Source organism: Catenulispora subtropica (assembly GCF_039531675.1).
In the GTDB taxonomy this organism is placed as follows: Bacteria; Actinomycetota; Actinomycetes; order Streptomycetales; family Catenulisporaceae; genus Catenulispora; species Catenulispora subtropica.
The window spans coordinates 58,620-83,816 of record NZ_BAAAQM010000018.1 but is presented as its reverse complement, the minus strand read 5'-3'; the positions used below and the strand labels follow the sequence as shown (position 1 = coordinate 83,816).

The 25,197-nt window shown below is 72.6% G+C and carries 14 protein-coding genes; 6 read left to right on the top strand and 8 right to left on the bottom strand.

Annotated elements, in window-relative coordinates; genetic code table 11:
- Positions 1-18: 18 nt before the first annotated feature.
- From ABD466_RS17475 to mshB, 4 genes are all read right to left on the bottom strand, one after another.
- Positions 19-1,113, bottom strand: coding sequence for a glycosyltransferase (locus ABD466_RS17475; RefSeq protein ID WP_344658126.1), 1,095 nt, complete (start codon positions 1,111-1,113; stop codon positions 19-21).
- A gap of 560 nt (positions 1,114-1,673) precedes the next feature.
- Positions 1,674-5,228 (bottom strand): VanW family protein, encoded by a 3,555-nt coding sequence (locus ABD466_RS17470; RefSeq protein ID WP_344658125.1) that lies wholly within the window; start codon positions 5,226-5,228, stop codon positions 1,674-1,676.
- Positions 5,229-5,489: 261 nt separating this feature from the next.
- Positions 5,490-6,152, bottom strand: coding sequence for a hypothetical protein (locus ABD466_RS17465; protein WP_344658124.1), 663 nt, complete (start codon positions 6,150-6,152; stop codon positions 5,490-5,492).
- Positions 6,153-6,160: 8 nt separating this feature from the next.
- Complete coding sequence (gene mshB, locus ABD466_RS17460; protein WP_344658123.1) at positions 6,161-7,108, bottom strand: N-acetyl-1-D-myo-inositol-2-amino-2-deoxy-alpha-D-glucopyranoside deacetylase; 948 nt, start codon at positions 7,106-7,108, stop codon at positions 6,161-6,163.
- Between the two features lie 68 nt (positions 7,109-7,176).
- Between mshB and ABD466_RS17455 the strand changes: the two genes are divergently transcribed.
- The 3 genes from ABD466_RS17455 to ABD466_RS17445 all read left to right on the top strand — a co-directional run bounded on the left by ABD466_RS17455 (position 7,177) and on the right by ABD466_RS17445 (position 12,922).
- Positions 7,177-9,333 carry a prolyl oligopeptidase family serine peptidase gene (locus ABD466_RS17455; RefSeq protein ID WP_344658122.1) on the top strand — a complete coding sequence of 719 codons (2,157 nt, stop codon included), beginning with the start codon at positions 7,177-7,179 and terminating at the stop codon, positions 9,331-9,333.
- A gap of 145 nt (positions 9,334-9,478) precedes the next feature.
- Positions 9,479-12,136, top strand: a complete 2,658-nt coding sequence (locus ABD466_RS17450; protein WP_344658121.1) for a protein kinase domain-containing protein — start codon at positions 9,479-9,481, stop codon at positions 12,134-12,136.
- 66 nt (positions 12,137-12,202) lie between these two features.
- Entirely contained in the window at positions 12,203-12,922 is a 720-nt protein-coding gene (locus ABD466_RS17445) for a DUF4232 domain-containing protein (protein ID WP_344658120.1), read from the top strand.
- A 136-nt stretch (positions 12,923-13,058) separates the two neighbouring features.
- On the opposite strand, the gene typA is transcribed toward ABD466_RS17445, so the two are convergent.
- The 4 genes from typA to ABD466_RS17425 form a co-directional block, all read right to left on the bottom strand.
- Positions 13,059-14,954: a translational GTPase TypA gene (gene typA / locus ABD466_RS17440; RefSeq protein ID WP_344658119.1), complete on the bottom strand. Its 1,896-nt coding sequence runs from the start codon at positions 14,952-14,954 to the stop codon at positions 13,059-13,061.
- Positions 14,955-15,073: 119 nt separating this feature from the next.
- Positions 15,074-17,707 carry a protein kinase domain-containing protein gene (locus ABD466_RS17435; RefSeq protein ID WP_344658118.1) on the bottom strand — a complete coding sequence of 878 codons (2,634 nt, stop codon included), beginning with the start codon at positions 17,705-17,707 and terminating at the stop codon, positions 15,074-15,076.
- A gap of 58 nt (positions 17,708-17,765) precedes the next feature.
- The gene (locus ABD466_RS17430; RefSeq protein WP_344658117.1) at positions 17,766-20,096 is read right to left on the bottom strand and encodes a protein kinase domain-containing protein; all 2,331 of its coding nucleotides are present in this window, start codon (positions 20,094-20,096) and stop codon (positions 17,766-17,768) included.
- Between the two features lie 126 nt (positions 20,097-20,222).
- Entirely contained in the window at positions 20,223-21,086 is an 864-nt protein-coding gene (locus ABD466_RS17425; RefSeq protein ID WP_344658116.1) for a serine/threonine-protein kinase, read from the bottom strand.
- Between the two features lie 330 nt (positions 21,087-21,416).
- Between ABD466_RS17425 and ABD466_RS17420 the strand changes: the two genes are divergently transcribed.
- Genes ABD466_RS17420 through ABD466_RS17410 form a run of 3 tightly spaced genes read left to right on the top strand, consistent with a single transcriptional unit; the run spans position 21,417 to position 25,164 of the window.
- Complete coding sequence (locus ABD466_RS17420) at positions 21,417-22,241, top strand: hypothetical protein (protein ID WP_344658115.1); 825 nt, start codon at positions 21,417-21,419, stop codon at positions 22,239-22,241.
- 12 nt (positions 22,242-22,253) lie between these two features.
- On the top strand, positions 22,254-24,401 hold the full coding sequence (locus ABD466_RS17415; RefSeq protein ID WP_344658114.1) for a fumarate reductase/succinate dehydrogenase flavoprotein subunit: 2,148 nt from the start codon (positions 22,254-22,256) through the stop codon (positions 24,399-24,401).
- Position 24,402: 1 nt separating this feature from the next.
- Positions 24,403-25,164 (top strand): succinate dehydrogenase/fumarate reductase iron-sulfur subunit, encoded by a 762-nt coding sequence (locus tag ABD466_RS17410; RefSeq protein ID WP_344658113.1) that lies wholly within the window; start codon positions 24,403-24,405, stop codon positions 25,162-25,164.
- Positions 25,165-25,197: the final 33 nt, after the last annotated feature.

Genomic DNA, 25,197 nt, shown 5'->3' with positions numbered 1-25,197 from the left:
TCATGCCCGGGGACGTGACTACTGCGCGAGCACCGCCCGGTACAGCTCGCTGACGTGCGCGGCCTGCTCGGCGACCCCGTACCGCTCCAGCGTGCCCGGCGGCGTCGACCGGTCCACCGGGCTCAGCCCCGCGGCCTCGCGGATGGCGGCGGCGAACGCGTCCGGCCGCGAGGGCACCCGCGCGGCCCGCTGCCCCAGGCCGGCTAAACCGTCCAGGGCCGGCGAGTCGGCGTACACCGCCGGCAGCCCGCAGGCCACGGCCTCCAACGGCGCCAGCCCGAACGTCTCCGACGGCGACGGCGAGGCGAACACGTCCATCGCCGAGAGCAGGTCCCGGATCTCCAGCACCCCGCCGCCGACGTCCCCGGCGAAGTGCGCGCGCCCGGGCAGCAGGGCGGCGGCCAGCCGCTGCAGCCGCGCCCGGTCCGGCCCGGCGCCGACGATCAGCAGGATCGCGCCCTCGATCCGGCTGGCGGCGTCGATCAGCACCTCGAAGTGCTTGTCCGGGTCCAGCCGCCCGACGCCGCCGATCACGAACGCCTCGGAGTCCACCCCGAGCATCTTGCGGACCAGGATCCGGGCGTCGGCGTCGAACCGGAACTCCCGGGCGTCGATGCCGTTCTCGATCACCTCGACCCGGTCGATCCGCCAGGCCCGCAGGTAGTCCGCGACCGCCTGCGACACGGCGATCGTCACCCGCCCCATGCGCTCGGAGGCGCGGTAGAGCGCCCGGACGCTCAGCAGGTCCTTGGGCTTGCCCTCGATCTTGGTGCGGCCCAGCGAGTGCTCGGTGGCGACGATGGCCCGCACGCCGGCCATCCGCGCGGCCAGCCGGCCGTACAGGTGCGCCCGGTACAGGTGGGTGTGCACGAGGTCGAAGCCGCCCTCGCGGATCAGTGTGACCAGGTGCATCAGCGACGCCATGTCCCGGTTCGACGGCATGCGCAGGTCGTGGACCCGGAACCCGTCGGCGCGGATCCGCTCGCCGACGAGCCCGCCCTCGGTCAGGCACGCCACCTCGCAGTCCTCGGGCAGATGAGGCAGCAGCGTGGCCAGCTGGCGCTCCGCGCCGCCGGAGGCCAGGCCGGTGATGACGTGCAGGACTTTGGTCATGCGGGACCGCCTTCCTTCTCCCGCACGCCGGGTGCGCGGATCCGGCGGCCGGCCCGGGTCCGCCGTCGCGGGCGCCGACGCGGGGACGGGCCGAGGTCGTGGGTCCGGGCCGCAGGATCCGGGGATGCGGGGGCGCGTGCCGCCGCACGCGCAGGAGGGGCTCGCGGGGCCGTCGCGGGCTCGCCGATGGTGCGAACATCCGGGTCCGGGGCGCCGGTTGAACGCGGCCCGGCAGCGGGGTTCGCCGGAGGCTGGTCGGGGGCAGGACAGGGGGCCCGGTTAAGCCGGGCTCGCTGCCGTGCGCACACGCCGAATCGTCGAGCAATGCCCTCGGTTCCCCCCAGGATCCGCCGTCGGCCGTCCCCATAGCGGGATACTAAGAGCCCTCTTTTAATGTGACAACGGCCCCGGCGGGCGACAGGGCCGCTTCGTCCGTTGTTCTGCCCATGTCAACCGATCCACACCGGCCGCGACCGGCTTCGGAGCAGGTGGCGCGGGCCGCCCGCCGGACCACGCCGGGGCGCCGGCCGAGCCGCCCGCGACCGCCGCTCATCCCGGTCTCAGTGCTTTGACGCCGGAGCGCCCAGCAGACCGCCCAGCAGCGATCCGTCCCAGCCGGCCGACGGTGTCGTCGTCGGACCGCCCGAGGTCGCGCCGCCGGTCGGCGTCCCGCCCCGGGTCGGCACGGGGCTGCCGGGCCCCCCGGCCGTCCCGCCGGCCTGGCTTCCGGTGGGCTGGTTCGGCACCGACGTCCCGCCGCCGGTCTGCGCGCCGCCGGCCGTCCCCCCGGCCGGCGCCGAGCCGGTCGGGGCACCGCCCGCGCCGGTGCCGCAGACCACCCGGTCCTGCGCGGCGTAGGAGGTGTGGAAGACCTGGCGGACCGGGTCCTGGCCGGCCTTGCCGAGGATGCGCGTGACGTCGACCTGGAAGCCGGGGACGCCGTCGTTCGGGACGCAGGACGCGCCCGAGCCGGTCGTCGTCCGCGGCGGTACCGGCGCGTAGTGCGGCGACATCTCGGTCTGCACCGAGTCATAGGCCTTCTGTCCCAGGACCGCGACCGTCACGGCGTTGTCGGTGGTGCTGGTCCACAGGTACAGCGGGGCGCCGGAGTCGTTCTGGAACTTCAGGTCCACGTCCGGGAACGCCACCGCGGCCTCCATCCCGGGCGGGAAGTGGTCGGCGACCGTGGCGTGCGGGTGGTGCTCGACGTCCTTCAGCCCGGCCAGGTACTCCGCGTTGAACAGCGCGGTGGCGACGAGCGAGGTGCCGGCGCCGGCGTCCTGGGATCCGGCGGTTCCGGCGGTTCCAGCGGTTCCAGCGGTGCCAGTCGGCGCCTCGCTCCGGTCCGTCACCGCCGGCACGAAGCCGTTGGCCACTGTGCGCGGGCCGAGCACCTGGTTCAGGCTGAAGGTCTGGCCGGGCTGTACGATCCGGCCGCGCAGCAGGTCGGCGGCGTGCTTGACGTTGGCGGTGCGCGGCGCGGCGGCGGCGAAGGGCGCGGTGTAGGTGCCCATCACGTCCCGGATCCCCAGCGCCCGCGCGGCGTCCGTGGTCAGCGCGGGCGGCAGCGGCCCGATCGGCACCGCGGCCACCCGCTGCGCGGCGGAGGTCTTGGTCAGCACCGGGATCACGGCGTTCTGGATCGCCAGGGGTGCGAAGCCGACGCCGTTCTTGCCGGGGATCAGGACCGGCTTGCCGCCGCTCACGGTGAACGCCGCCTCGGTCGGCGGCTGCTCCAGTCTGGCCAGCGCGTCGTGGTCGATCTCGCCGCGCATCGCGGCGCCGTCCAGCTTGGGGATGAGGCCGCCGCGGCCGTCGGGCACGATCGCGAGGTAGCGGCCCAGCACGGCCGGCTTGTAGGTGGTCTTGATGCCGCCCGTGACCAAGGTGACCGGCCCGGACATGGCGGGCCGCGCCAGGTCCTGCATGGCCTGCGCGACCACGGCCGGGGTGACGGTCGGCTGGACGTCGTGCACGATCAGGGCGACCGGCGCCGCGGGGAAGCCGCCGGAAGTCCGGGGCCTGGCGACAGGACTCTGATGCGCTCCGGCCGGCCCCGGTCCGCTCCGGTCCGGGATCGCGTCACCGACCAAGGCCATCGCCGGACCGGTCGCGTCCGAGGCGCCGAGCGCCGACGGCGGACCGCCGCGCCCCAGCGCCGCCACGTGCAGCGAGGCCACCCCGTCGTCGAAGGCGTCGGCGACCGCGGACACCGCCGCGTCCAGGTCCACCTGCCGTCCGGGGCGCGGCGCGATCGGCGTCGGCACCCCGCCGGGGAACGTCACGGCGCCGTCGATCATCGCCTTGTCGAAGCCGGCGGTGACCGTGGCGAGCGCGGCGCGCAGCGTGGCACGGTCCACCGTCACCCGCAGCGGCACGTCGCGGCTCCTGCCGACGAGCGCCGACAGCGCCACCGCCGGGTCGTCCCGGCCGGACGCGGCGGCGGCCACGGTCCCGGCGTAGTCGACGTGCAGGCCGGAGGATTCCGGCGCCAGCTGGAACGTGACGCCGTCGGCGGTCAGGGTCATCGGCGCGGACAGCTTCGGGGCCAGCGCCGCGGCCAGCTTCGCCTCGGCGGTGGCGCGCGACAGCCCGCCGATGGCGACGCCGTCCACGACCGTCCCCTTGGGCACCTGGCCCTCCAGCGCGAGCGCGGCCGCGTACACGCCGCCGCACGCCAGCGCGCCGACCACCGCCGACACCAGCAGCAGGCGGCCGCGGCGACGGCCGGCGAGCCGGGTGCGGTGGTGGTCGGGATGGTGGTCGGCCCAGTGCTCGGTGGGCAGGACCGCGGTGTCGTCGTCACGCGGCGGGGCCTGGCGCGGCACCGTCCCGGAGGCGGGCGCGTGGGTCGCAGCGCTCTGCCGCGGCGGCGGCGCGGTCTGCGGGCCGGTCCGCGGCGGCGGCACGGGCCGGGGCGTCACCCCCGAAGTCGCGATGCGGCGGAAGTCGGCCGCCGAGAAGGCCGCGGCGCCCATCGGCACCAGCGACTCGGTCGCCGGGTCGTAGAACGACGACTCGCCGGAGGAGTCGTGGAAGATGCCGCCGAGGTAGCGCATCCCGACCGGGCTGCGGCGCGCGGCGTCGTAACCGGGGAACTGCGTCGGCACGCCGTACCGGCCGGCCGGCGGCGCGGACGCGGCGTGCTGGCCGGGAACCGCACCGGCCTGCGGCGCCTCGGCGCGGGGTGCGGCGCCCGCCGGCGCGGCACCGGTCGCGCGCTGCGCCTCCAGCTCGCGGCCGATGGCGTCGAAGTCCCCGAAGAACTGCTCGACGGTGTCGGACAGCAGGTCCGCCTCAGCCCGGCTGGCCAGGTCCGGCGGCACCGAGGCGGTGAGCCGCGCGGAGCGCTGCGCGACCAGCCCGCCGCCGAACGCCGCCCCGGGCATCGGCACGACCATGGTCGCCGTGGTCAGGGCCAGCACGTCCCCGGGCAGCGCGTTCGGCCGCGCCTTGCTCACCTTGTGCAGCATCTGCGACGCCTCGACGACCGTCTCGATCGGCGCGTCCGAGCGCAGGGTGGTGGCCGGGACCGGTGGCGAGTCCGGAAGCTTGATCCGCAACAGGGCGCTGGCCTGCTCGGCCGGGACGACACGCAGCGGTCCCTCGGTCGGCCCCCACTGCGGTTCGCCCCCAGGGCCCCCGGGACCGCCGGGGTTGCCAGGGTTGCCGGGATTACCAGGGTTGCCACGGCTACCGGAACGCCCGGGACGGCTCGGGCCCCCCGCTCCACCCGGAGCTCCCGCGCCACCGCCTTCCGATCCGGGGCCGGAAGCGCCGCGGGGCCCGAGCCCGGCCGCCTCCCGGCCGTCCGAGTAGCGCGGCCCCGGCACCCCGCCGCCCCCGCCGAATCCCCCCGGCTCCCCGAAGCCGCCCTGCGCGATCCCCGTGCCGTAGTCGAGTCCGGCGCCGTAGCCGAGCCCGGTGCCGGCGTCCCGGAAAGCGGACGCGTCGTGGGCGCCGGTCGAGCCCGGCGCGGTGGCGGCGCCGAACGCCGGCTCGCCGGCGACCGGCGGCACCTCGTCGCGGAACAGCGGCTCACCGCCGAATCCGTAGTCGGGGGCCTGGTCGGGATCGACGTCCCGCGCCGGGCGTCGGAGAAACTCGTCGTTCAAAATCGGTCGCCTCTGTCAAGGTCGGTCGCGCAGGGCCATCGGGCAGGGCCTACTAGCTGTGCCATCTAGCAGCGCGCCACCGGCCACCGAGAGTGTTGCTCTGATCACAGTACTGTGATCTGCGGTGGTCACAGGGGCGTACGGGTGACATTGCCATGGCCATGCGGCGCTGACCCGCCGGAATCCGGGCAGGCTTCACCCGATCGAGCGAGGTGTGTTCCGCTTGAGTTCCGGTGCCGTCCCCGGATCAGGGGACGGAGATCAGCGCACCCGGTCCACCGGCCGGTTCGCCGCGGCGCGGGCGATCCGGTCGGTCAGCTGCCACTGGTAGACGACCACGCCGACGCCGAAGGCGACGACCAATCCGCCGTAGACGAAGATCTGGGCCGCGGTGTCGTTCGCGAGGATCACGTCCCCGGCGTTGCCGGCGCCGAACATCAGCAGCCCCACCACGGCCAGCCAGCCGCCCGCCGCGGCGCCCACCGCCCGCGGCCGGCGCAGCACCTTCCCCGCGACCAGCAGCAGTGCGGCGAACAGCGCGAGGCCGATCACGGCGCCCAGCGGGAACGCGAAGCCCGCCGAGCCGCCGGTGCCGGAAAGCGGGTCCCCGGCGTCCAGCAGCTTCGGCCCGGACCCGCCGATGCGGACGGTGTAGCCCTGGACCATCGTGCCGATCAGGCCGACGATCAGGCCCGCCCCGCCGAGCCCGCAGAGCAGGAGCACACGGCCCGGACCGCCGGGACCGTCGGCACCGCCGGAACCGTCGGCACCGCCGGAACCGCCGGAACCGCCGGAACCGCCGGCTCCAGGCCCGTCCCCGCCGACGCCGAACCGTCCGGCCAAGACCAGTCCGACCGCACCGACCAGGCCGGCGAGCACGATGATCCCGCCGACCCAGGCCTCCACGACACCCGACACGTCCATCGCCCCGATCAGCCCTGCCCGGTCTCGAGACCGGCGAACAGGTCCTTCTCGAGTTCGCTGTCGGACCGCTCGGCGTCACCCTTCACGATCTGGAAGTACTCGTGCGCCATGAACTCCATGCCGATGGCGTTCGACAGCGCGAAGAAGCCCTCCTCCATGGAGATCTGCGTCGGGTAGGCCCGCATCCCCTCGCGCTTGTTCTCGGTGTGGGCGCTGCCGTCGATGCACGTCGTCACCAGCGCGTCGTCGGTGCCGAAGGGCAGGTCGTCGACGGAGTCCACGGCCAGGAAGCCACTGGTGTCACCGGCCTCCTTCATCATCCGGATGCCCTCGGCCAGCACGCGCTTGGGCACCGCGGTCCAGTAGATCTTCGCGATCTCCCAGGCGGCGCCGAGCTCCGGCGCGTGGGCGGGGTCGGCGGCGAGCTCCGCGGCGCGCATCGCCACGCGGTGCGCCTGGATGTGGTCGGGGTGGCCGTAACCGCCGTTCTCGTCGTAAGTGACCAGCACCTGCGGCCGGATCTCGCGCACCACCGCCACCAGGTGCGCGGCGGCCTCGTCGAGGTCGGCGTTCCAGAAGGCGCGCGGCTTGTCGTTGGCCGGCGTGCCCATCATCCCGGAGTCCCGGTACCGGCCGACGCCGCCGAGGAACCGGTGGTCGTCCACCCCGAGCGCGGTCATCGCGTTGGCCAGCTCGACCACCCGCACGTCGGCCAGCCGGTCCTCGCGGTCGGCGGCCAGGTGCGCCAGCTCCGGCACCAGGATCTCGCCCTCCTCGCCCGCGGTACAGGTGACCACGGTGACGTGCGCGCCCTCGGCGGCGTAGGCGGCCATCGTGGCGCCGGTGCCGATGACCTCGTCGTCCGGGTGGGCGTGGACCAGCAGCAGGCGCCGGGCCGCGGTGGGGGTCGCGGGCGGCGGGGACGCCTCCGACGGTGCAGTGGGGTTCGCGCTCATGACGTCAAGGGTACGCACTCCTCCCCCGCCGCTCCTGGAACAGCCCGGTAAGGGGCGATACGCATAGCATGACTGGCATGGCAGACACCCCCTCGTTCCCGCGGCACTCGGCCCGCACCCAGCGCTTCACCCTCGGCGTGCCGCGCGCGTTCAGCATCGCCCCGGACGGCTCCCGCATCGCGTTCCTGCGCGGCAAGCACGGCACGGACACCGCGACGTGCCTGTGGGTGCTGGACCCGGCCACCGGCGAGGAGCGGCTCGTCGCGGACCCGGTCGCGCTGCTCGGCGGGGCCGGCGAGGAGCTGACCGACGAGGAGAAGGCGCGGCGGGAGCGGTCGCGGCAGGGCGCGGCGGGCATCGTCGGCTTCGCCGTCGACACCGAGGTGCGGACCGCGGCGTTCGCGCTGTCCGGCCGGCTGTTCGTGGCCGACCTGACCGGCGGGACCGCGCCGGCGGTGCGCGAGCTGCCCGTCCCGGCCGGGGTGGCCGACCCGCGCCCGAACCCGGCGGGGACCCACGTGGCTTATGTGGCCGGGGGCGCGATGCGCGTCGTCGGGGTGGACGGCGGCGACGACCGCGCTCTGGCCGAGCCGGAGTCGGACACCGTCACCTACGGGCTGGCCGAGTTCATCGCCGCCGAGGAGATGGACCGGTTCCGCGGCTACTGGTGGGCGCCGGAGGGGGACCGGCTGTTCGCCGAGCGGGCCGACTCGGCGCCGATCCAGAGCTGGTACATCGCCGACCCGGCGAACCCCGGCCGGACGCCGGCGGAGGTGCGGTACCCGGCGGCGGGGACGGACAACGCGAAGGTCTCGGGCGTGGTGCTGGGGCTGGACGGCTCGCGGCAGGACGTGCACTGGGAGGCCGCGTCGCCGTACCTGACGGCGGTCCACTGGTCGTCCGCCGGGGATCCGGTGCTGGGGCTGATGAACCGCGAGCAGACGCGCGTCACCTACGCGCTGCTCGACCCGGACAGCGGCATGGTCACCATGCACAGCGAGGAGTCGGACCCGCGGTGGGTGGACATCTTCCCGGGCGTTCCGGCGTGGATCTCGGGACCGGACGACGGCGACGTGGAGTACTCGGCGTCGCTGGTCACGATCGGCGCGCGCGAGGGCGCGAACCGGCTCCTGCTCGACGGCGAGCCGCTGACGCCGCCGGAGCTGCAGGTCCGCGCGGTGCTGTCGGTGGGCGAGCACGGCGTGCAGTTCACCGCCTCCGCCGACGACCCGGCCGAGGTGCACGTGTTCCTGGCCTCCCGGGACGGCGTGGTGCGTCAGCTCACTGAGACGTTCGGCGTGCACTCCGCGGTGTTCGGGGCCGACCTGGCGGTGGTCAGCTCGGTGGTGTTCGCCGAGCCCGGCACCGTGTCCCGGGTGGTGCGGCTGGACGAGGACGGCGACCTGAAGGACCTGTGCACGGTGCGCAACGTCGCCGACGTGCCGGAGCTGAAGCTGAACGCGACGATGGTGCGGCTCGGAGGGCGGGCGCTGCGCGGCGTGCTGGTGCTGCCGAACGGGCACGTGGCGGGCACGAAGCTGCCGGTGCTGCTGGACCCGTATGGCGGCCCGCACGCGCAGCGCGCACTGGCCGCCCACAACAGCCACCTGGCCTCGCAGTGGCTGGCCGACCAGGGCTTCGCGGTGCTGGTGGTGGACGGCCGCGGCACCCCGGGCCGGGGCCCGGAGTGGGACCGCGCGATCCACCACGACTTCGCCGGGCCGACGCTGCAGGACCAGGTCGACGCGCTGCAAGCGGCCGCCGCCGAGAACGCCGACCTGGACCTGTCGCGGGTGGCGATCCGGGGCTGGTCCTACGGCGGCTACCTGTCGGCGCTGGCCGCGCTGCGCCGCCCGGACGTGTTCCACGCCGCGGTGGTCGGCGCGCCGGTGACCGACTGGCGCCTGTACGACACCTGCTACACCGAGCGCTACCTGGGGCACCCCGACTTCGAGGAGGAGGTGTACCGGCGGAACTCGATCGTGGTCGGGACCGAGCCCAGCGACTGGGCGCCGCAGCACCGGCCGATGATGGTGATCCACGGGCTGGCCGACGACAACGTAGTGGCCGCGCACACGCTGCGGCTGTCGTCCGCCCTGCTGGCGGCGGGGCGGCCGCACGAGATGCTGCCGCTGTCGGGGGTCACGCACATGACGCCGCAGGAAGTGGTGGCGGAGAACCTGATGCTGCTGCAGGTGGACTTCCTGAAGCGGACGCTGGGGTAGTCGCGGAGTGATCTCCGCCTAGCCCTCGCGGGGTAAACCCCGATGCGCCGCACCGGCTCGATAACGACTGGTGCGGCGCGTCTGCGCCGTCGGTAGCCTGGCGCTGATACCCACCGGGCGGGTGGAACAGAGGCTGGGGGCACCCATGGCAGACGGCGTACTCGACGGCCGCTACCGCTTGCGCACGTTGCTGGGCCGGGGCGGCATGGGCGAGGTCTGGCGCGCCCACGACACCCGCATCGGCCGCGAGGTGGCGGTGAAGATCGTGACCCGCGGCGGCCTCAGCGACGAGGCCCTGGCCCGCTTCGACCGCGAGGCCCGCATCGCCGGCAACGTCTCGGGCCCGTCCATCGTCACCGTGCACGACTACGGCCACGACGAGTACGGCGGCGAGACGGTGCCGTACCTGGTGATGGAACTGGTCGCCGGCCGCACCATCGCCGAACGCGTCCGCGCCGACGGGCCCCCGTCCCCCCGGACCGCCCTCACCTGGACCCTCCAGGTCTGCGAAGCCCTGACGATCGCCCACGCCGCCAACATCGTCCACCGCGACATCAAGCCGAGCAACGTGATGGTGACCGACTCCGGCGCCGTGAAGGTCCTCGACTTCGGCATAGCCCGCTTCATGGAGCACCAGCAGACCCGCACCGGCCTCACCGCCGCCGGCATGGTGATCGGCAGCGCGGAGTACATGTCCCCGGAGCAGGCGCAGGGCCACCGCGTCGATGCCCGGTCGGACCTGTACTCCCTGGGCTGTCTGCTCTTCTACACCCTGACGGGCCGCGCGCCGTTCGAAGCCGACTCCCCGGTGGGCCTGGCGTACCAGCACGTGAACAAGCAGGCCGAACCGCCGAGCCGGTACCGCATCGGCATCCCGCCCGGCGTCGACGGCCTGGCGCTGGAGCTGATGGCGAAGGACCCGGACGTACGTCCGGCCGACGCGCAGTCCGTGGGCGACCGGATCCGGCGGCTGCTGACGGCGGAGGAGAAGGCGGAACAGGCTCCGGGTGGCGGCGGCGCTGCCGCGGCGGCTGGGGCTGGGGCGGCGGGGATGGCGGCGGGGATGGCGGCGGGGGCGGGTGCCGGGCCGAGCGGGACTCTGGTCGGGCCGCCCGCGACGGGACAGACCGTGCCCGGGCAGCCGACCGGACAGACGCCCGTCGGCCAGACCGGCGCGACGCCCACGGGGCAACCGACTGGGCGAACCGGACCCGCTTCTGCAGGGCAGCCGGTCGGCGCCACCGGTTCGAGCGCCGCCGGGCAAACGGGAGCGGCTTCCACCGGGCAGCCGGTCGGCGCCACCGGGTCGACCGGCGCCGGGCAACCCATCGGCCAGCCCGGCCAGCCCGCTCCGGGTCAAACGGGCTCGACCGCCGCCGGTGCCTTCTCCGGATCGCCCGTCGCTCAGGCCGGCTCCCCGACCTCTGGCGCCCCCTCTGGTGGCCCGGCCAGCCGCGACACCGACTTCTGGATGCCCGGCCAGGACACCCAGGTCACCCAGGTCCGTCACTACCCCGGCGAGAGCGGGGGCCGCCCTCCGGGGCCACCTGTCTCCGCGACCGCCGGTCCGCCGGCCGAGGCGCCCCACTCGCGGCGCTGGTTCATCGCGGGGGCGACCGCCGTGGCGGTCAGCGGCGCGGGCGTCGGGGCGTGGCTGGCTCTCGGGGGGAAGTCGTCCGACAAGAACAACAGCGTCGGATTCAGTCAGGTCTCCGGCAACTCCTCCTCCGCGCCGCCGCCCAGCGGTTCGGCTTCCGCTTCCGACAAGGCGAGCGCTCCCAGCTCCAGCGCTGGCGGCTCCAGCTCCGCCGCCGCCAGTCCGAGCTCCAGCGCGTCGGGTGCCAGCAGCAGTACATCTTCGGCGCCGCACAACCCCACGCCCGTCTCCTCGCTCACCGGCCATGGCGACGACGTCCCCCACGTCGTCTTCCGTGCGGACAGTCAGCTGCTCGCCAGTTGCTCCTTCGACCACACCGCCAAGTTGTGGGACGTCTCCGATCCGACGAAGCCGCGGCTGCTCGGGACCTGCAAGAAGCACACCGACCAGGTGTGGAACGTCGCGATCAGCCCGGACGGCCACACGCTGGCGACGAGTTCGATGGACCAGACCGTGGTGCTGTGGGACATCCGGGATCCGAGCGCGCCGCAGGTCTCCGCGCAGGTGAACCTCGGCAACAAGCTGAACGGGGTCGCCTTCAGCCCCGATGGCGGGTACCTGGCCGTCGGGACGTGGGGAGGTACCACGCGGCTGATCGACCTGAGCCGGCCGACGGATCCGAAGGGCCAGTACACGCTGTCCGGGCACACCGGCCTGGTGTACGGCGTCGCCTACAGTCCCGACGGGGCCACGCTGGCGACGGGCTCGTTCGACAAGTCGGTGCGGTTGTGGGACGTGAGCACCCCTTCCGCGGCCAAGCCGCTCGGCTCGTCCACCGCCCACAAGGACCGCGTCTTCGATCTCGCGTTCCACCCCTCCAAACCCCTGCTGGCCGTCGGTTCGGCCGATCACTCGCTGATCCTGTTCGACACGTCGGACCTGATGAATCCGGTCGTGGTGAAGAACCTCGGCGAGGATGAAGAAGTCACCGGCGTCGCCTTCAGCCCGGACGGCGACACGGTCGCCAACGGCACTGGCAAGAGCGCGCAGATCCTCCTGGCCGACGTCACCACGCCCGCCGCGCCCCACGTTTTCGATCCGCTCACGGGGCATAAGGGCTACACCTACGGCGTGGCGTTCAGCCCGGACGGCCGACTGCTCGCCAGCGGCTCGGAGGACCACACCATCCGCTTGTGGCGGTTCTGACGGCGGTTCAACCTGTCCGGGTGACCGCGCGTCTACCTGACGTCATCACCCGGGAAGGTGGGTCGCATGAACCGTATTTCCGCATTGACCGTAGCCGGAGCCCTCGCAGCCGTCGCCTTGGCGGCCGGGTGTTCGAGCGCTGCGAGCAAGAACGCGCCCGGATCGCAGGGTTCGACGACGTCCGTCGGCAGCACCAGCGCCTCCGACACGACCGGCACAGCGGGCGCCACCGGCACCCCGGGCTCGCCGACGTCCTCCACGCCCGCCAACCCCGGCAGCACGACCTCGAGCGCCCCCGCCTCCTCCCCCGGCGCCGCCCCGACCCACGCGGCGGGCACCAAGTGCACGGCCACCGAGATGCCCTCCGGCACCTGGAAGCTGGTCGAGGGCGGTAACGGCGCGGGCCACGTCGCCGCCGACATCGCCCTCCAGAACACCTCGACGCACTCCTGCACCGTCGCCGGCTACCCGGCGATCTCGATGCTCGCCTCCGACGAGCACCCGCTCCCGACCAACGTGGTCCACTTCCCGGCCGCGGTCACCACGCTGACCGTCGCGCCCGGCGGCTGGATCCACTCGGAGATCCGCTACTCCCCGAACGTCCCCGGCCCAGGCGAGCCCACCACCGGCAACTGCGAACCGGAGACCGTGCACGCGCTGGCCCAGTTGCCGGGCGACTCGGCGTGGGCGAAGGTGACGCTCCCCGATCCGACGACCGTGTGCGAGAAGGGCACGCTGCAGGCGAAGCCGTTCATGAGCGGCCCGTCGAGCCCGGTCGGAGGCTGACCAGGCGGAGCCGCGCCGGCACCGACACCGACACCGGCACCGGCACCGGCACCGGCCAGCGGAACAGGCGGAAGGGGCGCCGCGGAGACTTCCCGCGGCGGCCCTTCCGCCGTTCACATCCCGAGAGCCCGGGCGCTCAGCCCTTCGCCTTCGCCGCGCTGCCCCGCGAACGCCCGCGGATCTGCGCGCTCAGCTCCACCTTGCGGATCCGCACGGTGTCCGGCGTGACCTCCACGCACTCGTCCTCGCGGATGAACTCCAGCGCCTGCTCCAGCGACAGCTGCCGCGGCGGGATCAGCGTCTCCGTCACGTCCGAGGTGGACGAGCGCATGTTCGTGAGCTTCTTCTCCTTGGTGATGTTCACGTCCATGTCGTCGGAACGCGAGTTCTCACCGATGATCATTCCCTCGTAGACCTCGGTGGTGGGCTGCACGAACATCGTGCCGCGCTCCTGGAGGTTCATCATCGCGAACGGCGTGGCGTTGCCGGCGCGGTCCGCCACCAGCGAGCCCGAGGTGCGGGTGCGCAGCTCGCCGTACCAGGGCTCGTAGCCCTCGAACACCGCGTGCGCGATGCCGGTGCCGCGGGTCAGGGTCAGGAACTCGGTGCGGAAGCCGATCAGGCCGCGGGAGGGGACGACGAACTCCATGCGGACCCAGCCGGTGCCGTGGTTCGTCATGGTCTCCATGCGGCCCTTGCGGTTGCCCTGGATCAGCTGCGTCACCGCGCCCAGGAACTCCTCGGGGGCGTCGATGGTGAGGCGCTCGACCGGCTCGTTCAGCTTGCCGTCGATGGTCTTGGTGACCACCTGCGGCTTGCCGACGGTCAGCTCGAAGCCCTCCCGGCGCATGGTCTCCACCAGGATGGCCAGCGCCAGCTCGCCGCGGCCCTGCACCTCCCAGGCGTCCGGGCGCTCGGTGGGCAGCACCCGCAGCGAGACGTTGCCGACAAGTTCGCGGTCCAGGCGGTCCTTCACCAGGCGCGCGGTCACCTTGGTGCCCTTGGTCGGGCCCCGGCCCACCAGCGGCGAGGTGTTGGTGCCGATGGTCATCGAGATGGCCGGCTCGTCCACGGTGATCAGCGGGAGCGGGCGCGGGTCCTCGGGGTCGGCCAGGGTGTCGCCGATCATGATCTCCGGGATGCCGGCGATCGCGATGATGTCGCCGGGGCCGGCCTGCTCGGCCGGCTTGCGCTCCAGCGCCTCGGTCATCAGCAGCTCGGTGATCTTGACCTTCTCGATCGTGCCGTCGTGCCGGCACCAGGCCACCTGCTGGCCCTTGCGGATCTCGCCCTGGTGCACCCGGCACAGCGCGATGCGGCCCAGGAAGTTGGACGCGTCCAGGTTGGTGACGTGCGCCTGCAGCGGCGCACCCTCGGTGTAGGCCGGCGCCGGGATGGTCTCCAGGATGGTCTTGAACAGCGGCAGCAGGTTGTCCGAGTCCAGCTCGCCGCCCTGGCCGTTGCCGGAGGAGCCGGGCACGGGCCGGGTCAGCGAGGCCTTGCCGTCGCGGGCGATGGCGTAGACGATCGGGAACTCGATCTGCTCCTCGGTGGCGTCCAGGTCCATGAACAGCTCGTAGGTCTCGTCCACCACCTCGGCGATGCGCGAGTCGGGGCGGTCCACCTTGTTGATGACCAGGATCACCGGCATCTTCGCGGCCAGCGCCTTGCGCAGCACGAACCGGGTCTGCGGCAGCGGGCCCTCGGAGGCGTCCACCAGCAGCACCACGCCGTCGACCATGGACAGGCCGCGCTCCACCTCGCCGCCGAAGTCGGCGTGCCCGGGGGTGTCGATGATGTTGATCACCACGTCCTCGCCCTCGGGGCCGCGGTAGTGCACCGCGGTGTTCTTGGCGAGGATCGTGATGCCCTTCTCACGTTCCAGGTCGTTGGAGTCCATGGCGCGCTCGTCGACGTGCTGGTGCTCGCCGAACGCGCCCGACTGCCACAGCATCGCGTCGACCAGCGTCGTCTTGCCGTGGTCGACGTGCGCGACGATCGCCACGTTCCGGATGTTGTCGCGTGTGGGCATGCGGGAGCGCTCCTTGGCAGAAGGGGATACCTACCCATGGTACGGGGTCGGGAATCCTCCCGCTCACCCTCAGTGCGCGGCCCTGTGTGGCGCTGGTCGCACCGGCGGCGTGACGGCGGTCACGTCCCGGCCACCGGGAGCGCCGTCATCGTGGTCTGGGTGCTGGTCAGGACGCCGCCGGGCACCGCGAGCCAGCACGCGTCCAGCCCGTTGGAGAAACTCGGGTCGTCGTATTTCCAGCGCACCCTGCCGGTGGCGATGTCGACGGCGTAGAGCGTCCCGTTGCTGGTCATCCCGTACGCGTGGCCGTCCGCGGTCTGCAACGGCAGGGCGCCGAAATTGTCGAAGGTGTTGCCGGTCCCCGTCGGCGGCAGGACCGCCCACAGCATCTTCTGGGTCTTGGCGTCCGCCGCGTACATCCCGTGGCGGCCCAGCCCCAGCACGATGTCGCCGCCCGGCCCGGTGAGGACGGCCAGCAGCGTGTCGGGCACGCCCCCGCTTTTCGGCAGGTGCACCTCCCAGGCCAACTCGCCACTGGTGGGGTAGACGCCGAAGAAGCTGGGAGTCATCGAATTCTGCATGAACACATAGCGGTCGGCGGCGTAGCAGACCTGTTCCGGGTGATCAACCTCGTAGTCGCTGCCGTTCTCGGTGTGGTGCTTCCACACTTGGGAACCGTCCTTGAGCGCGAGGGTGTAGACGGTGAAGTCCGGGTTGTCCGCGGCCCCGCCCACGACCATCACCTGGGTGCCGATGCTCGGGATCAGCAGATTCTTGTACTCCGGGCCGGTCTGGGACCACAGGGTCTTGCCGGTGGCCCGGTCCAGGGCCCACACGAAGTCCGCGTTTTTCCCCATGTCGGCGCTGCCGACCACGAACACCGCCGAGCCGAGGACCCCACGGATCGACGGGGCCAGCCATTTCTTGTCCGGCAGCGGCACATTCCACTTGGTTTTGCCGGTCGTGGTGTCCAGCGCCGCGATGTTCGAGATGGTGTCTTCTCCCCCCACCACCAGGAAGACCAGGCCGTCGGCGGTGGCGCCCAGCCCCGCCCCGGCCCCGCCGATCAGGTCCTTGTTCTGCCACACCTGTTTGCCCGCGCGGTCCACGGCGACGATTCCCGTGTCGACCTTGCCGAGGATCGCCAAGCCGTTCGCGTACGCCATGGTGTTGACTCTGTCTGAGCCGTCGACTGGCTGGGTCCACAGCGGCTGGGCGGCCGGACCGTCCAGGACGCCCGGTTTCCCGGCCGGCGCCGGGAGCGGGCCCGGCGGGACCCAGGGCTTGGTGACACCGGTCACGGTCGACGGCGTGGTCTCGGCCGGCAGGCTCGGGGTTTCGAAGGCTGTGTCGGAGGGGGTAGCCGAGGCACCGTCGGTGGCACTCGTCCCCGACGACGAGGCGTCGCCCGGGGTCGCGGCGGCGCCGGACGCCGTGGCGGAGCCCGAGGGCGACGGCGAGGTCGGCCCGGACCCGCCCGGATCGGCCGAGGGGTGCTTGCCGCCGCCGGAAAGGGCGGCCGCGATACCGCCGCCGGCCACGACCACCGCTGCGCCGCCGGCCAGGGCGAGCAGGACTTTGCGACGGCCGGGGTCGGCCAGGGTCGGATCCGGCACCGTAGGTACGGCAGGCACCGTAGGCGCCGGGATGTCCGAGGGCGCCGGGAATCCCGGGGCCGCCGGAGACCCCGGCGGAACTCCCATCGGAAGGGGCGTCGCGGCGGTCGACGGATACGGGTCCGCCGGCCCCGAACCCGAACCGGACACCGAACCGGACGCCGAGCCAGGCCCCGACCCCGGCCACACCGGCGTCGCCACCGGCAGCGCCGCCGTCGGCCCGTTCGGATCGCCGTCGCCGCCGGCACCCGTGGTGATCACCGCTGCGGCCGCGTCGACGCCGGCCAGCACCGCCGCCGGCAACCACGCGCCGCCCTCGGTGGGCGGCGCCGTCCGCGCCACGAAGTCGATGATCTGCTGGGGCGTGGCCCGCGCCGCCGGGTCCTTGGCGAAGCAGGCCGCGACCATCTCCATCAGCGCCGCGGGCACTCCGCTCAGATCCGGCGTGCCGCTCGCGACCCGCTGCACCTGCTCCGGCGCCGGGCCCGAGCCGAACGGCGCGCGCCCCGTGGCCGCGTAGACCAAGGTGCCGCCGAGGGAGAACACGTCGCTGGCCGGCGTGACCTGCCGGCCCAGGGCCTGTTCCGGGGACATGAACGCGGGCGAGCCGACGATGGTCCCGGTCGCGGTGAGGCCGGCGGCGGCAGCGGCGTCGACGGCCGAGGCGATGCCGAAGTCGATGACGTGCGGCCCGTCGGCGGCCAGCAGCACGTTGCCCGGCTTCAGGTCGCGGTGGACCAGTCCGGCGGCGTGCACGCTCACCAGCGCTTCGGCGATCCCGGCGGCGAGCACGGACACCGTGCGCTCCGGCAGGGGCCCGTACGCCGCGACGGCCGCGGACAGCGGCACGCCGGGCACGAACGCGGTGGCCATCCACGGCGGGTCGGCGTCCGGGTCGGCGTCCACGACCGGCGCGGTGAAGGCCCCGCGGACCGATCGGGCCGCGGCCACCTCGGCGCGGAACCGCGCGCGGAAGCCGTCGTCGCGGGCCAGCTCCGCGATCACCACCTTCACCGCGACGGTCCGGCCGGCGCCCGACCGTCCCAGGTAGACCGCTCCCATCCCGCCGGCTCCGAGCCGGCCCAGGAGCGTGTACGGGCCGACTCGTTCCGGGTCGCCGGGTATGAGCTTTTCCATGGTGTGCCCCCATGTACTTCGGTAATAGTGCGATTCGGAGCGGATTCGCGGCGGAGGGTCACCTACCGGCCGCGTTCACGGCCGTGACCAGGCGGCCGGCCACCGCGTACAGCCGACCCCCGCCGGCGTCGAACATCAGCTGGCTGCCGGCTTGCCGCGGGTCGCTGTACTTCCAGCGAGCCTGTCCGGTGTCGGCTGCCAACGCCCAGATGTTCTGTCCGGTGTCGCCGACATAGACGTTCCCGTCGGCGGTCTTCATCGGGCTGGTGGTGCTGAAGGACTGGTTCGAGGCGGTCAGCTGGGCGATCCAGCGCGGCGTGCCGTTGGAGGCGTCGAGGGCGTACAGGTGTGAGAACCCTGCGACGTACACCGTCCGGCCGTCCGGCGAGGCGAGCGGCGCTCCGAACCGTTCGTCCGCCACGGCGCTCTTGAAGGTCCAGGCGTGGGCGCCGGTCTGGACGTCGGCGGCGATCAGCTGGTCGCTCCCATAGAAGAACTTGCCGGAGGCGTAGGCGAACTCAGTAGTGCCCGACGACAGGAACCCGTCGGTCTTCACCGTGTCCTTCCATCCGGCCGCGCCCTTCGCGGCCGCGTCGTGGACCTGGACTTGGAGGGTGGAGTCGTCCGGCTGGCTGCCCGCCAGCCAGTGCGTGCCGGTGGTCGGCACCAGGACGTTCACGATGTCCCGGCCGGCCACGCGCCAGAGCTGATTGCGCTTGGCGTCCAGGGCGGTCACGAAGCCGTGCCGGTCCGCGCCGGTCTCAGTACCTTCCATGCCGCTGAGATAAACGCCGTCGCCGACCGCCCACACCGTGTCCGTCAGACCGTCGGAGTCGGCCGGGGCGAAAGTCCAAGCGGCCTTGCCGACGGACGTGTCGATCGCCACGACCTCCGCGGCGAGGCTGCCCGCCGGGATCAGCACCGTGTAGACCATGCTCCCGCTCACCGTCGGCTGCGCGGCGGTGCCGAGCGTCGAGAAGTTCAGCGTGGCGAAGCGGGACTTGCCGTCCGGGCCGAGGAAGGTCACCTCGCTGCCGATGCAGACCGCGGTCTGCCCGGCGATCGCCAGCGACGCCACCTGGCTGGGCGCGGTGTGCGTCCACGCCGGCGCCGCGCTCGGCGCTTTCGCGACGTCCAGGACGGTGGTCGGCGGCGCGGCCGACGAGGAGGACGCCCCGGAGACGGGCTGGACCCCGGGCCCGGACGACGACCCGTGGCCGCCCGGTCCGCCGCTGGAACCGCTGGAACCGCTGCCGGCCAGCGCCGCCCAGGCCGCCGCCCCGCCGCCGAGCACCACGGCCGCCGCACCCGCCGCACCGAACACCACCCTGCGGCGCGCGATGCCGCCGGCGACGGTCCCCTGATCCGACACGGCGGATCGCGGATCCGCCATCGGCACGGTCGGATCGAGGGATCGGGCGGCGTCGCCGATCTCCCGGCTCCGGTCCCCGGGCACGGCACCCGCACCGGCGGCGCCCGGGTCCGGCACCGCGGCCGGAACCGGCAGAGCGTGGATCGCCTGCCCCGCGGCGACGATGTCCGCGGTGAGCGCCGGCGGCAGCCAGCTCCCGGCGGCCACCGCCGAGGCGCGCCGTTCGAGCTCCTCGACCAGCTGCCGCGGGGTCGGGCGGGCGCCGGGGTCCTTGGCCACGCAGGCCGTCACCAGGTCCGTGAGCGAGCCCGGCAGGGCGCTGAGGTCCGGCTCGGTGTTCGCCACCCGGTACAGCAGCACCGCCGGGCTGCCCTCGCCGAACGGCCCGCGGCCGCCGGCGGCGTAGACCAGCGTGGCGCCGAGGGAGAAGACGTCGGAGGCGGGGGTCAGCCGGTGCCCGAGGGCCTGCTCCGGCGACATGTAGCCGGGCGAGCCGATCACCGCGCCGGTCGCGGTCAGCCCCGACGTGCCCTCCACGGCCCGGGAGATGCCGAAGTCGATGACGTGCGGCCCGGTCGCGGCCAGCAGCACGTTCGCGGGCTTGAGGTCGCGGTGGATCAGCCCGGCCGCGTGGATCCCGGCCAGAGCCTCGGCGATCCCGGCCGCCAGCATCCGCAGCGCGGGCTCCGGCAACGGCCCCCGGCTCGCCACCGCCCGGTGCAGCGACACCCCGGGCACGAACGCGGTGGCCATCCACGGCATCGCGCCGTCCGGGTCGGCGTCCACCACCGGTGCGGTGAACGCCCCCGAGACCGCGCGCGCCGCGGCGACCTCCGAGCGGAAGCGGTCGCGGAACTCGCCGTCACGGGCCAGATCCGGCCGCACCACCTTGATCGCGACAGTGCGTCCGCCGACCGAGCGGCCCAGGTACACCGCGCCCATGCCGCCCGAGCCCAGACGGCCGAACAGCAGGTACGGCCCGGCCCGGCGCGGATCGGCGTCGTCGAGTGGTTCCACGCGTGTTCCTCCCCCGTGCCCACACCACCGTAGCTCGCAGAATCCTGTCAGGGCCCTGGCAAGTGCGCCAGTGCCCGTCACGCGGCGGGTGGGCACGGCCGGCGATCGCGCCGGTCACACCGCAGGTCACACGGCGGCAGCCGTGGCCGCCGTCTGCGCCGCGATGTCGGCGATCAGCACCGGCGGCAGCCACCCTTCGGCCAGCGGGCCCGGGCCGCGCCGGTCGATGAAGTCCAGCACCTGGCGCGCGGTGGCGCGGGCGTTGGGGTCCTTGGCCAGGCACCCGCCGATCAGTTCGGCCAGCGCCGGCGGCAGGAAGCCCAGGACCGGCGAGGCCTTCGCGAGCCGGCCCGCCATCTCGGCCGCGGGGCCGTCCCCGAAGGGCGGACGGCCGGTGGCGGCATAGTAGAGCGTGGAGCCGAGCGCGAACAGGTCGGCGGCGGAGGTCACGCTGCGGGCCTGCGTCTGCTCGGGGGCCAGGAACGCGGACGAAGCCGGAGCGTCCAGCGCGCGGGCCACGACGCTGCGCTCCATCAAGTGCAGCCGGTCCGGGGCCAGCAGCATCTTGCCGGGCGCCACCCCGCGGTGGACCATGCGGGCGCCGTGCACGATCAGCAGCGACACGGCGATCTCCCGGGCGACCGCGAACAGCACCGGCTCGGGCAGGGGGCCGCACTCGGCCACGGCCCGGGACAGCGGCACGCCGGCCACGAACGCGGTCGCCACCCACGGCGGCTCACCGTCCGGATCGGCGTTCAGGACCGGCGTGGTGGACATCCACGAGTACAGGCGGGCGCTGGCGACCTCGGCCCGGAGCCGCGCCCGGAAGGCGGGGTCCCCGGCCGGCTCGCCGCGCACCAGCTTCAGCGCCACCGAGCGGCCGGCCTCCGAGCGGGCCAGGTAGACGCTCCCCGTCGCCCCGTCGCCCAGCCTGGCCTGGAGGGCATAGCCGGCCACATGGCGCGGATCGTCGTCGCTCAGGTTCTCCATGGTCGTGCCCCGTTCCCCGTTCGGTGTCCCTCTTTCAGTGGAAACACCATCCCCGTCGGCGTTGTGAGGAGCATGATGCCAGGACCCTGCCGGTGGAGGGCAGCCCCGCGGAGCAGGCCTCGATCAGCCGCCGATAGGATGTGACGTAGATCACGTTTCCGCTACTCCGGGTGACGCGTTCTATGGAATCTGATGCGCAGTCCACTAGAGTTCGCGCAGCTCCACAGAGCTCTGCCAAGCCGGAAAACGCTCCACATCACCACAAGAGTTCCAAGACATCGCAAGACATCACAGTGTAAGAACATTGCCCGTCTGGGAGACGACAAGTCGATGGCGACTGACACCATCGCGCCCGGCCCCGAGGCCCCCGCCCCGCTGAGCCCGGCGCGCGCAAAGATCGAACAGAGGACGCTGCGCACAGACCGGTGGTGGCTCAGTCCGCTGCTGACGATGCTGGTGCTGGTCGCGTTCATCTTCTACGCAACATTCCGCGCGTTCCAGAACGCGGATTACTACGCGGACGGCCTCATCTCGCCGTTCTACAGCCCCTGCATCTCCACCAACTGCGTCCCGGACTCCCCGCTGGGCGGGTTCACGCCGTTCGGCGACTGGTGGAAGCTCTCGCCGGCGCTGCTCATCCTGATCTTCCCACTGGGCTTCCGGATGACGTGCTACTACTACCGCAAGGCCTACTACCGCGCCTTCTGGCAGTCGCCGCCGGCCTGCGCCGTGGCCGAGCCGCACGGGAAGTACAGCGGCGAGACCCGGTTCCCGCTGATCCTGAACAACGCGCACCGGTACTTCTTCTACGCGGGCCTGATCTTCAACGTGATCCTGACCTGGGACGGGATCCTGGCCTTCCGGAACGCCGACGGCGAGTGGGGCCACATGAGCCTCGGGACGCTGGTGCTGCTGGCGAACGCGACGCTGCTGTGGCTGTACTCGCTGTCGTGCCACTCGTGCCGCCACGCCATCGGCGGGCGGTTGAAGCACTTCTCCAAGCACCCCCTGCGCTACAAGGGGTGGACCCTGGTGTCGAAGCTGAACCACAAGCACATGCTCTTCGCGTGGATCTCGCTGTTCGGCGTGGCACTGACCGACGCCTACGTCGCGCTCGTCGCGAACGGCACGTTCAGCAACCCGACGTTCTTCTAAGGATCAGCGCAAATGACTGAGAACATCGAGCGCCACTCCTACGACGTGGTGGTGATCGGCGCCGGCGGTGCGGGGCTGCGGGCCGCGATCGAGGCCCGCCAGGCCGGCAAGCGCGTGGCCGTCATCAGCAAGTCGCTGTTCGGCAAGGCGCACACCGTGATGGCCGAGGGCGGCGCGGCCGCCGCCATGGGCAACGTGAACCCCAAGGACAACTGGCAGGTCCACTTCCGCGACACGATGCGCGGCGGGAAGTTCCTGAACCACTTCCGGATGGCCGAGCTGCACGCCAAGGAGGCTCCGGACCGGATCTGGGAGCTGGAGACCTGGGGCGCGCTGTTCGACCGCACCAAGGAAGGCAAGATCAGCCAGCGGAACTTCGGCGGGCACGAGTACCCGCGGCTGGCGCACGTCGGCGACCGGACCGGGCTGGAGCTGATCCGCACGCTGCAGCAGCGCGTGGTCGCGTTGCAGCAGGAGGACAAGGCACAGAACGGCGACTACGAGTCGCATCTTCGGGTGTTCGCCGAGACGACGATCGTCCGGCTGCTGAAGGACGCGCAGGGGCGGATCGCCGGCGCGATCGGCTACTACCGGGAGACCGGCCGGTTCGTCCTCTTCGAGGCCCCGGCGGTGATCCTGGCGACCGGCGGCATCGGCCGCAGCTACACGGTCACGTCGAACTCGTGGGAGTACACCGGCGACGGCCACGCGCTGGCCCTGCTCGCCGGCGCGACGCTGGTGAACATGGAGTTCATCCAGTTCCACCCGACCGGCATGGTCTGGCCGCCCTCGGTGAAGGGGATCCTGGTCACCGAGTCGGTGCGCGGTGACGGCGGGGTGCTGCGGAACTCCGAGGGCAAGCGCTTCATGTTCGACTACGTGCCGGACGTGTTCCGCAAGCAGTACGCGGAGACGGAAGAGGAAGCCGACCGCTGGTACACCGACCAGGAGAACAACCGGCGCCCTCCGGAGCTGCTGCCGCGGGACGAGGTCGCGCGGTCGATCAACGCCGAGGTCAAGGCCGGCCGCGGGACGCCCAACGGAGGTGTCTACCTGGACGTCTCCTCCCGCCTCCCGGCTGAGGAGATCCGGCGCCGGCTGCCCTCGATGTACCACCAGTTCAAGGAGCTGGCGGACGTCGACATCACGGCCCAGCCGATGGAGGTCGGGCCGACGTGTCACTACGTGATGGGTGGCGTCGAGGTCGATCCGGACACGCAGGGGACGAAGGTTCCCGGGCTGTACGCGGCCGGTGAGTGTGCGGGCGGGATGCACGGCTCCAACCGGCTCGGCGGCAACTCGCTGTCCGACCTGCTGGTGTTCGGCCGTCGCGCCGGCCTGCACGCCGCGGAGTACGTCGACTCCCTCGAAGCCCCGCCGGCGATCGTCGAAGCCGACGTCGACGCCGCGGTGGACGAGGCGCTGGCCCCGCTGAACAACTCCGACGGCGAGAACCCGTACACGCTGCACCACGACCTGCAGGTCACGATGAACACGCTGGTCGGCATCATCCGGAAGCCGGGCGAGGTCAGCGAGGCGCTGACCAAGCTCGAGGAGTTCAAGCCGCGGCATCACAAGGTGGGGTCGACTGGTGGACGGCGGTTCAATCCGGGATGGCACGTCGCTCTGGACCTGCGGAACATGCTGATCGTCAGCGAGTGCGTGGCGAAGGCGGCGCTGGAGCGCGAGGAGTCCCGGGGCGGGCACACCCGGGACGATTTCCCGACGATGTCCGCGAAGTGGCGGCAGGTGAACCTGATCTGCTCGCTGAACGAGGACGGGACCGGTGTGGATCTGAAGCACCAGCCGATTCCCACGGTGCGGCAGGACCTGCTGGAGCTGTTCGAGATCTCGGAGCTCAAGAAGTACTTCACAGACGAGGAGCTCGCGGGGCTAGGCGGCGGTGGGGACGCCGCGGCCGCCGAGGCTGAGGTCGTCGAGACTGAGGTCGTCGAGACTGAGGTCGTCGAGGGTGAGGCGGAGACCGCCGAGGTCAAGGCTGAGACCGGCGAAGCCGCAGCCGAGGCCGGTGAGGCCGCAGCTGAAGCGGGCGACACCGAGGCCGATGCTGAGGCTGAGGCTGAGGCTGAAGCTGAGTCCGAGCCGGCGATCCCCGAGCAGAAGTCCGAGTCCGCCGAGACCGCCGCCGAGGAGAAGTGACATGGGGTACAAGGGGAAGTTCAAGGTATGGCGCGGCGACGCCTCGGGCGGGGATCTGAATGACTTCGAGGTCGAGGTCAACGAGGGCGAGGTCGTCCTCGACGTGATCCACCGGCTCCAGGCCACCCAGGCCCCGGACATGGCGTGCCGGTGGAACTGCAAGGCCGGCAAGTGCGGGTCGTGCTCGGCGGAGATCAACGGGAAGCCGCGCCTGATGTGCATGACGCGGATGTCGACGTTCGAGGAGGACGAGACCGTCACGGTCACGCCGCTGCGGACGTTCCCGGTGATCAAGGACCTGGTCACAGACGTCGGCTTCAACTACGCCAAGGCCCGCGAGGTGAAGTCGTTCACCCCGCCGGCGGACCTCAAGCCCGGCGAGTACCGCATGCAGCAGGTCGACGTCGACCGGTCGCAGGAGTTCCGCAAGTGCATCGAGTGCTACCTGTGCCAGAACACCTGCCACGCGGTGCGCGACCACGAGGAGAACAAGGAGAACTTCGCCGGTCCGCGCTACCTGATGCGGGTCGCGGAGCTCGACATGCACCCGCTGGACACCGCCGACCGGCAGAAGGCCGCCCAGGAGGATCACGGGCTCGGGTACTGCAACATCACGAAGTGCTGCACCGAGGTCTGCCCCGAGCACATCCACATCACGGACAACGCGCTGATCCCGATGAAGGAGCGCGTGGTGGACCGGAAGTACGACCCGCTGGTGTGGCTGGGATCGAAGATCCGGCGGCGGTCGTCTTCGGATGCGTGAGCGGCTGAAGAACTGAAGTGAAGCGCATGGTGC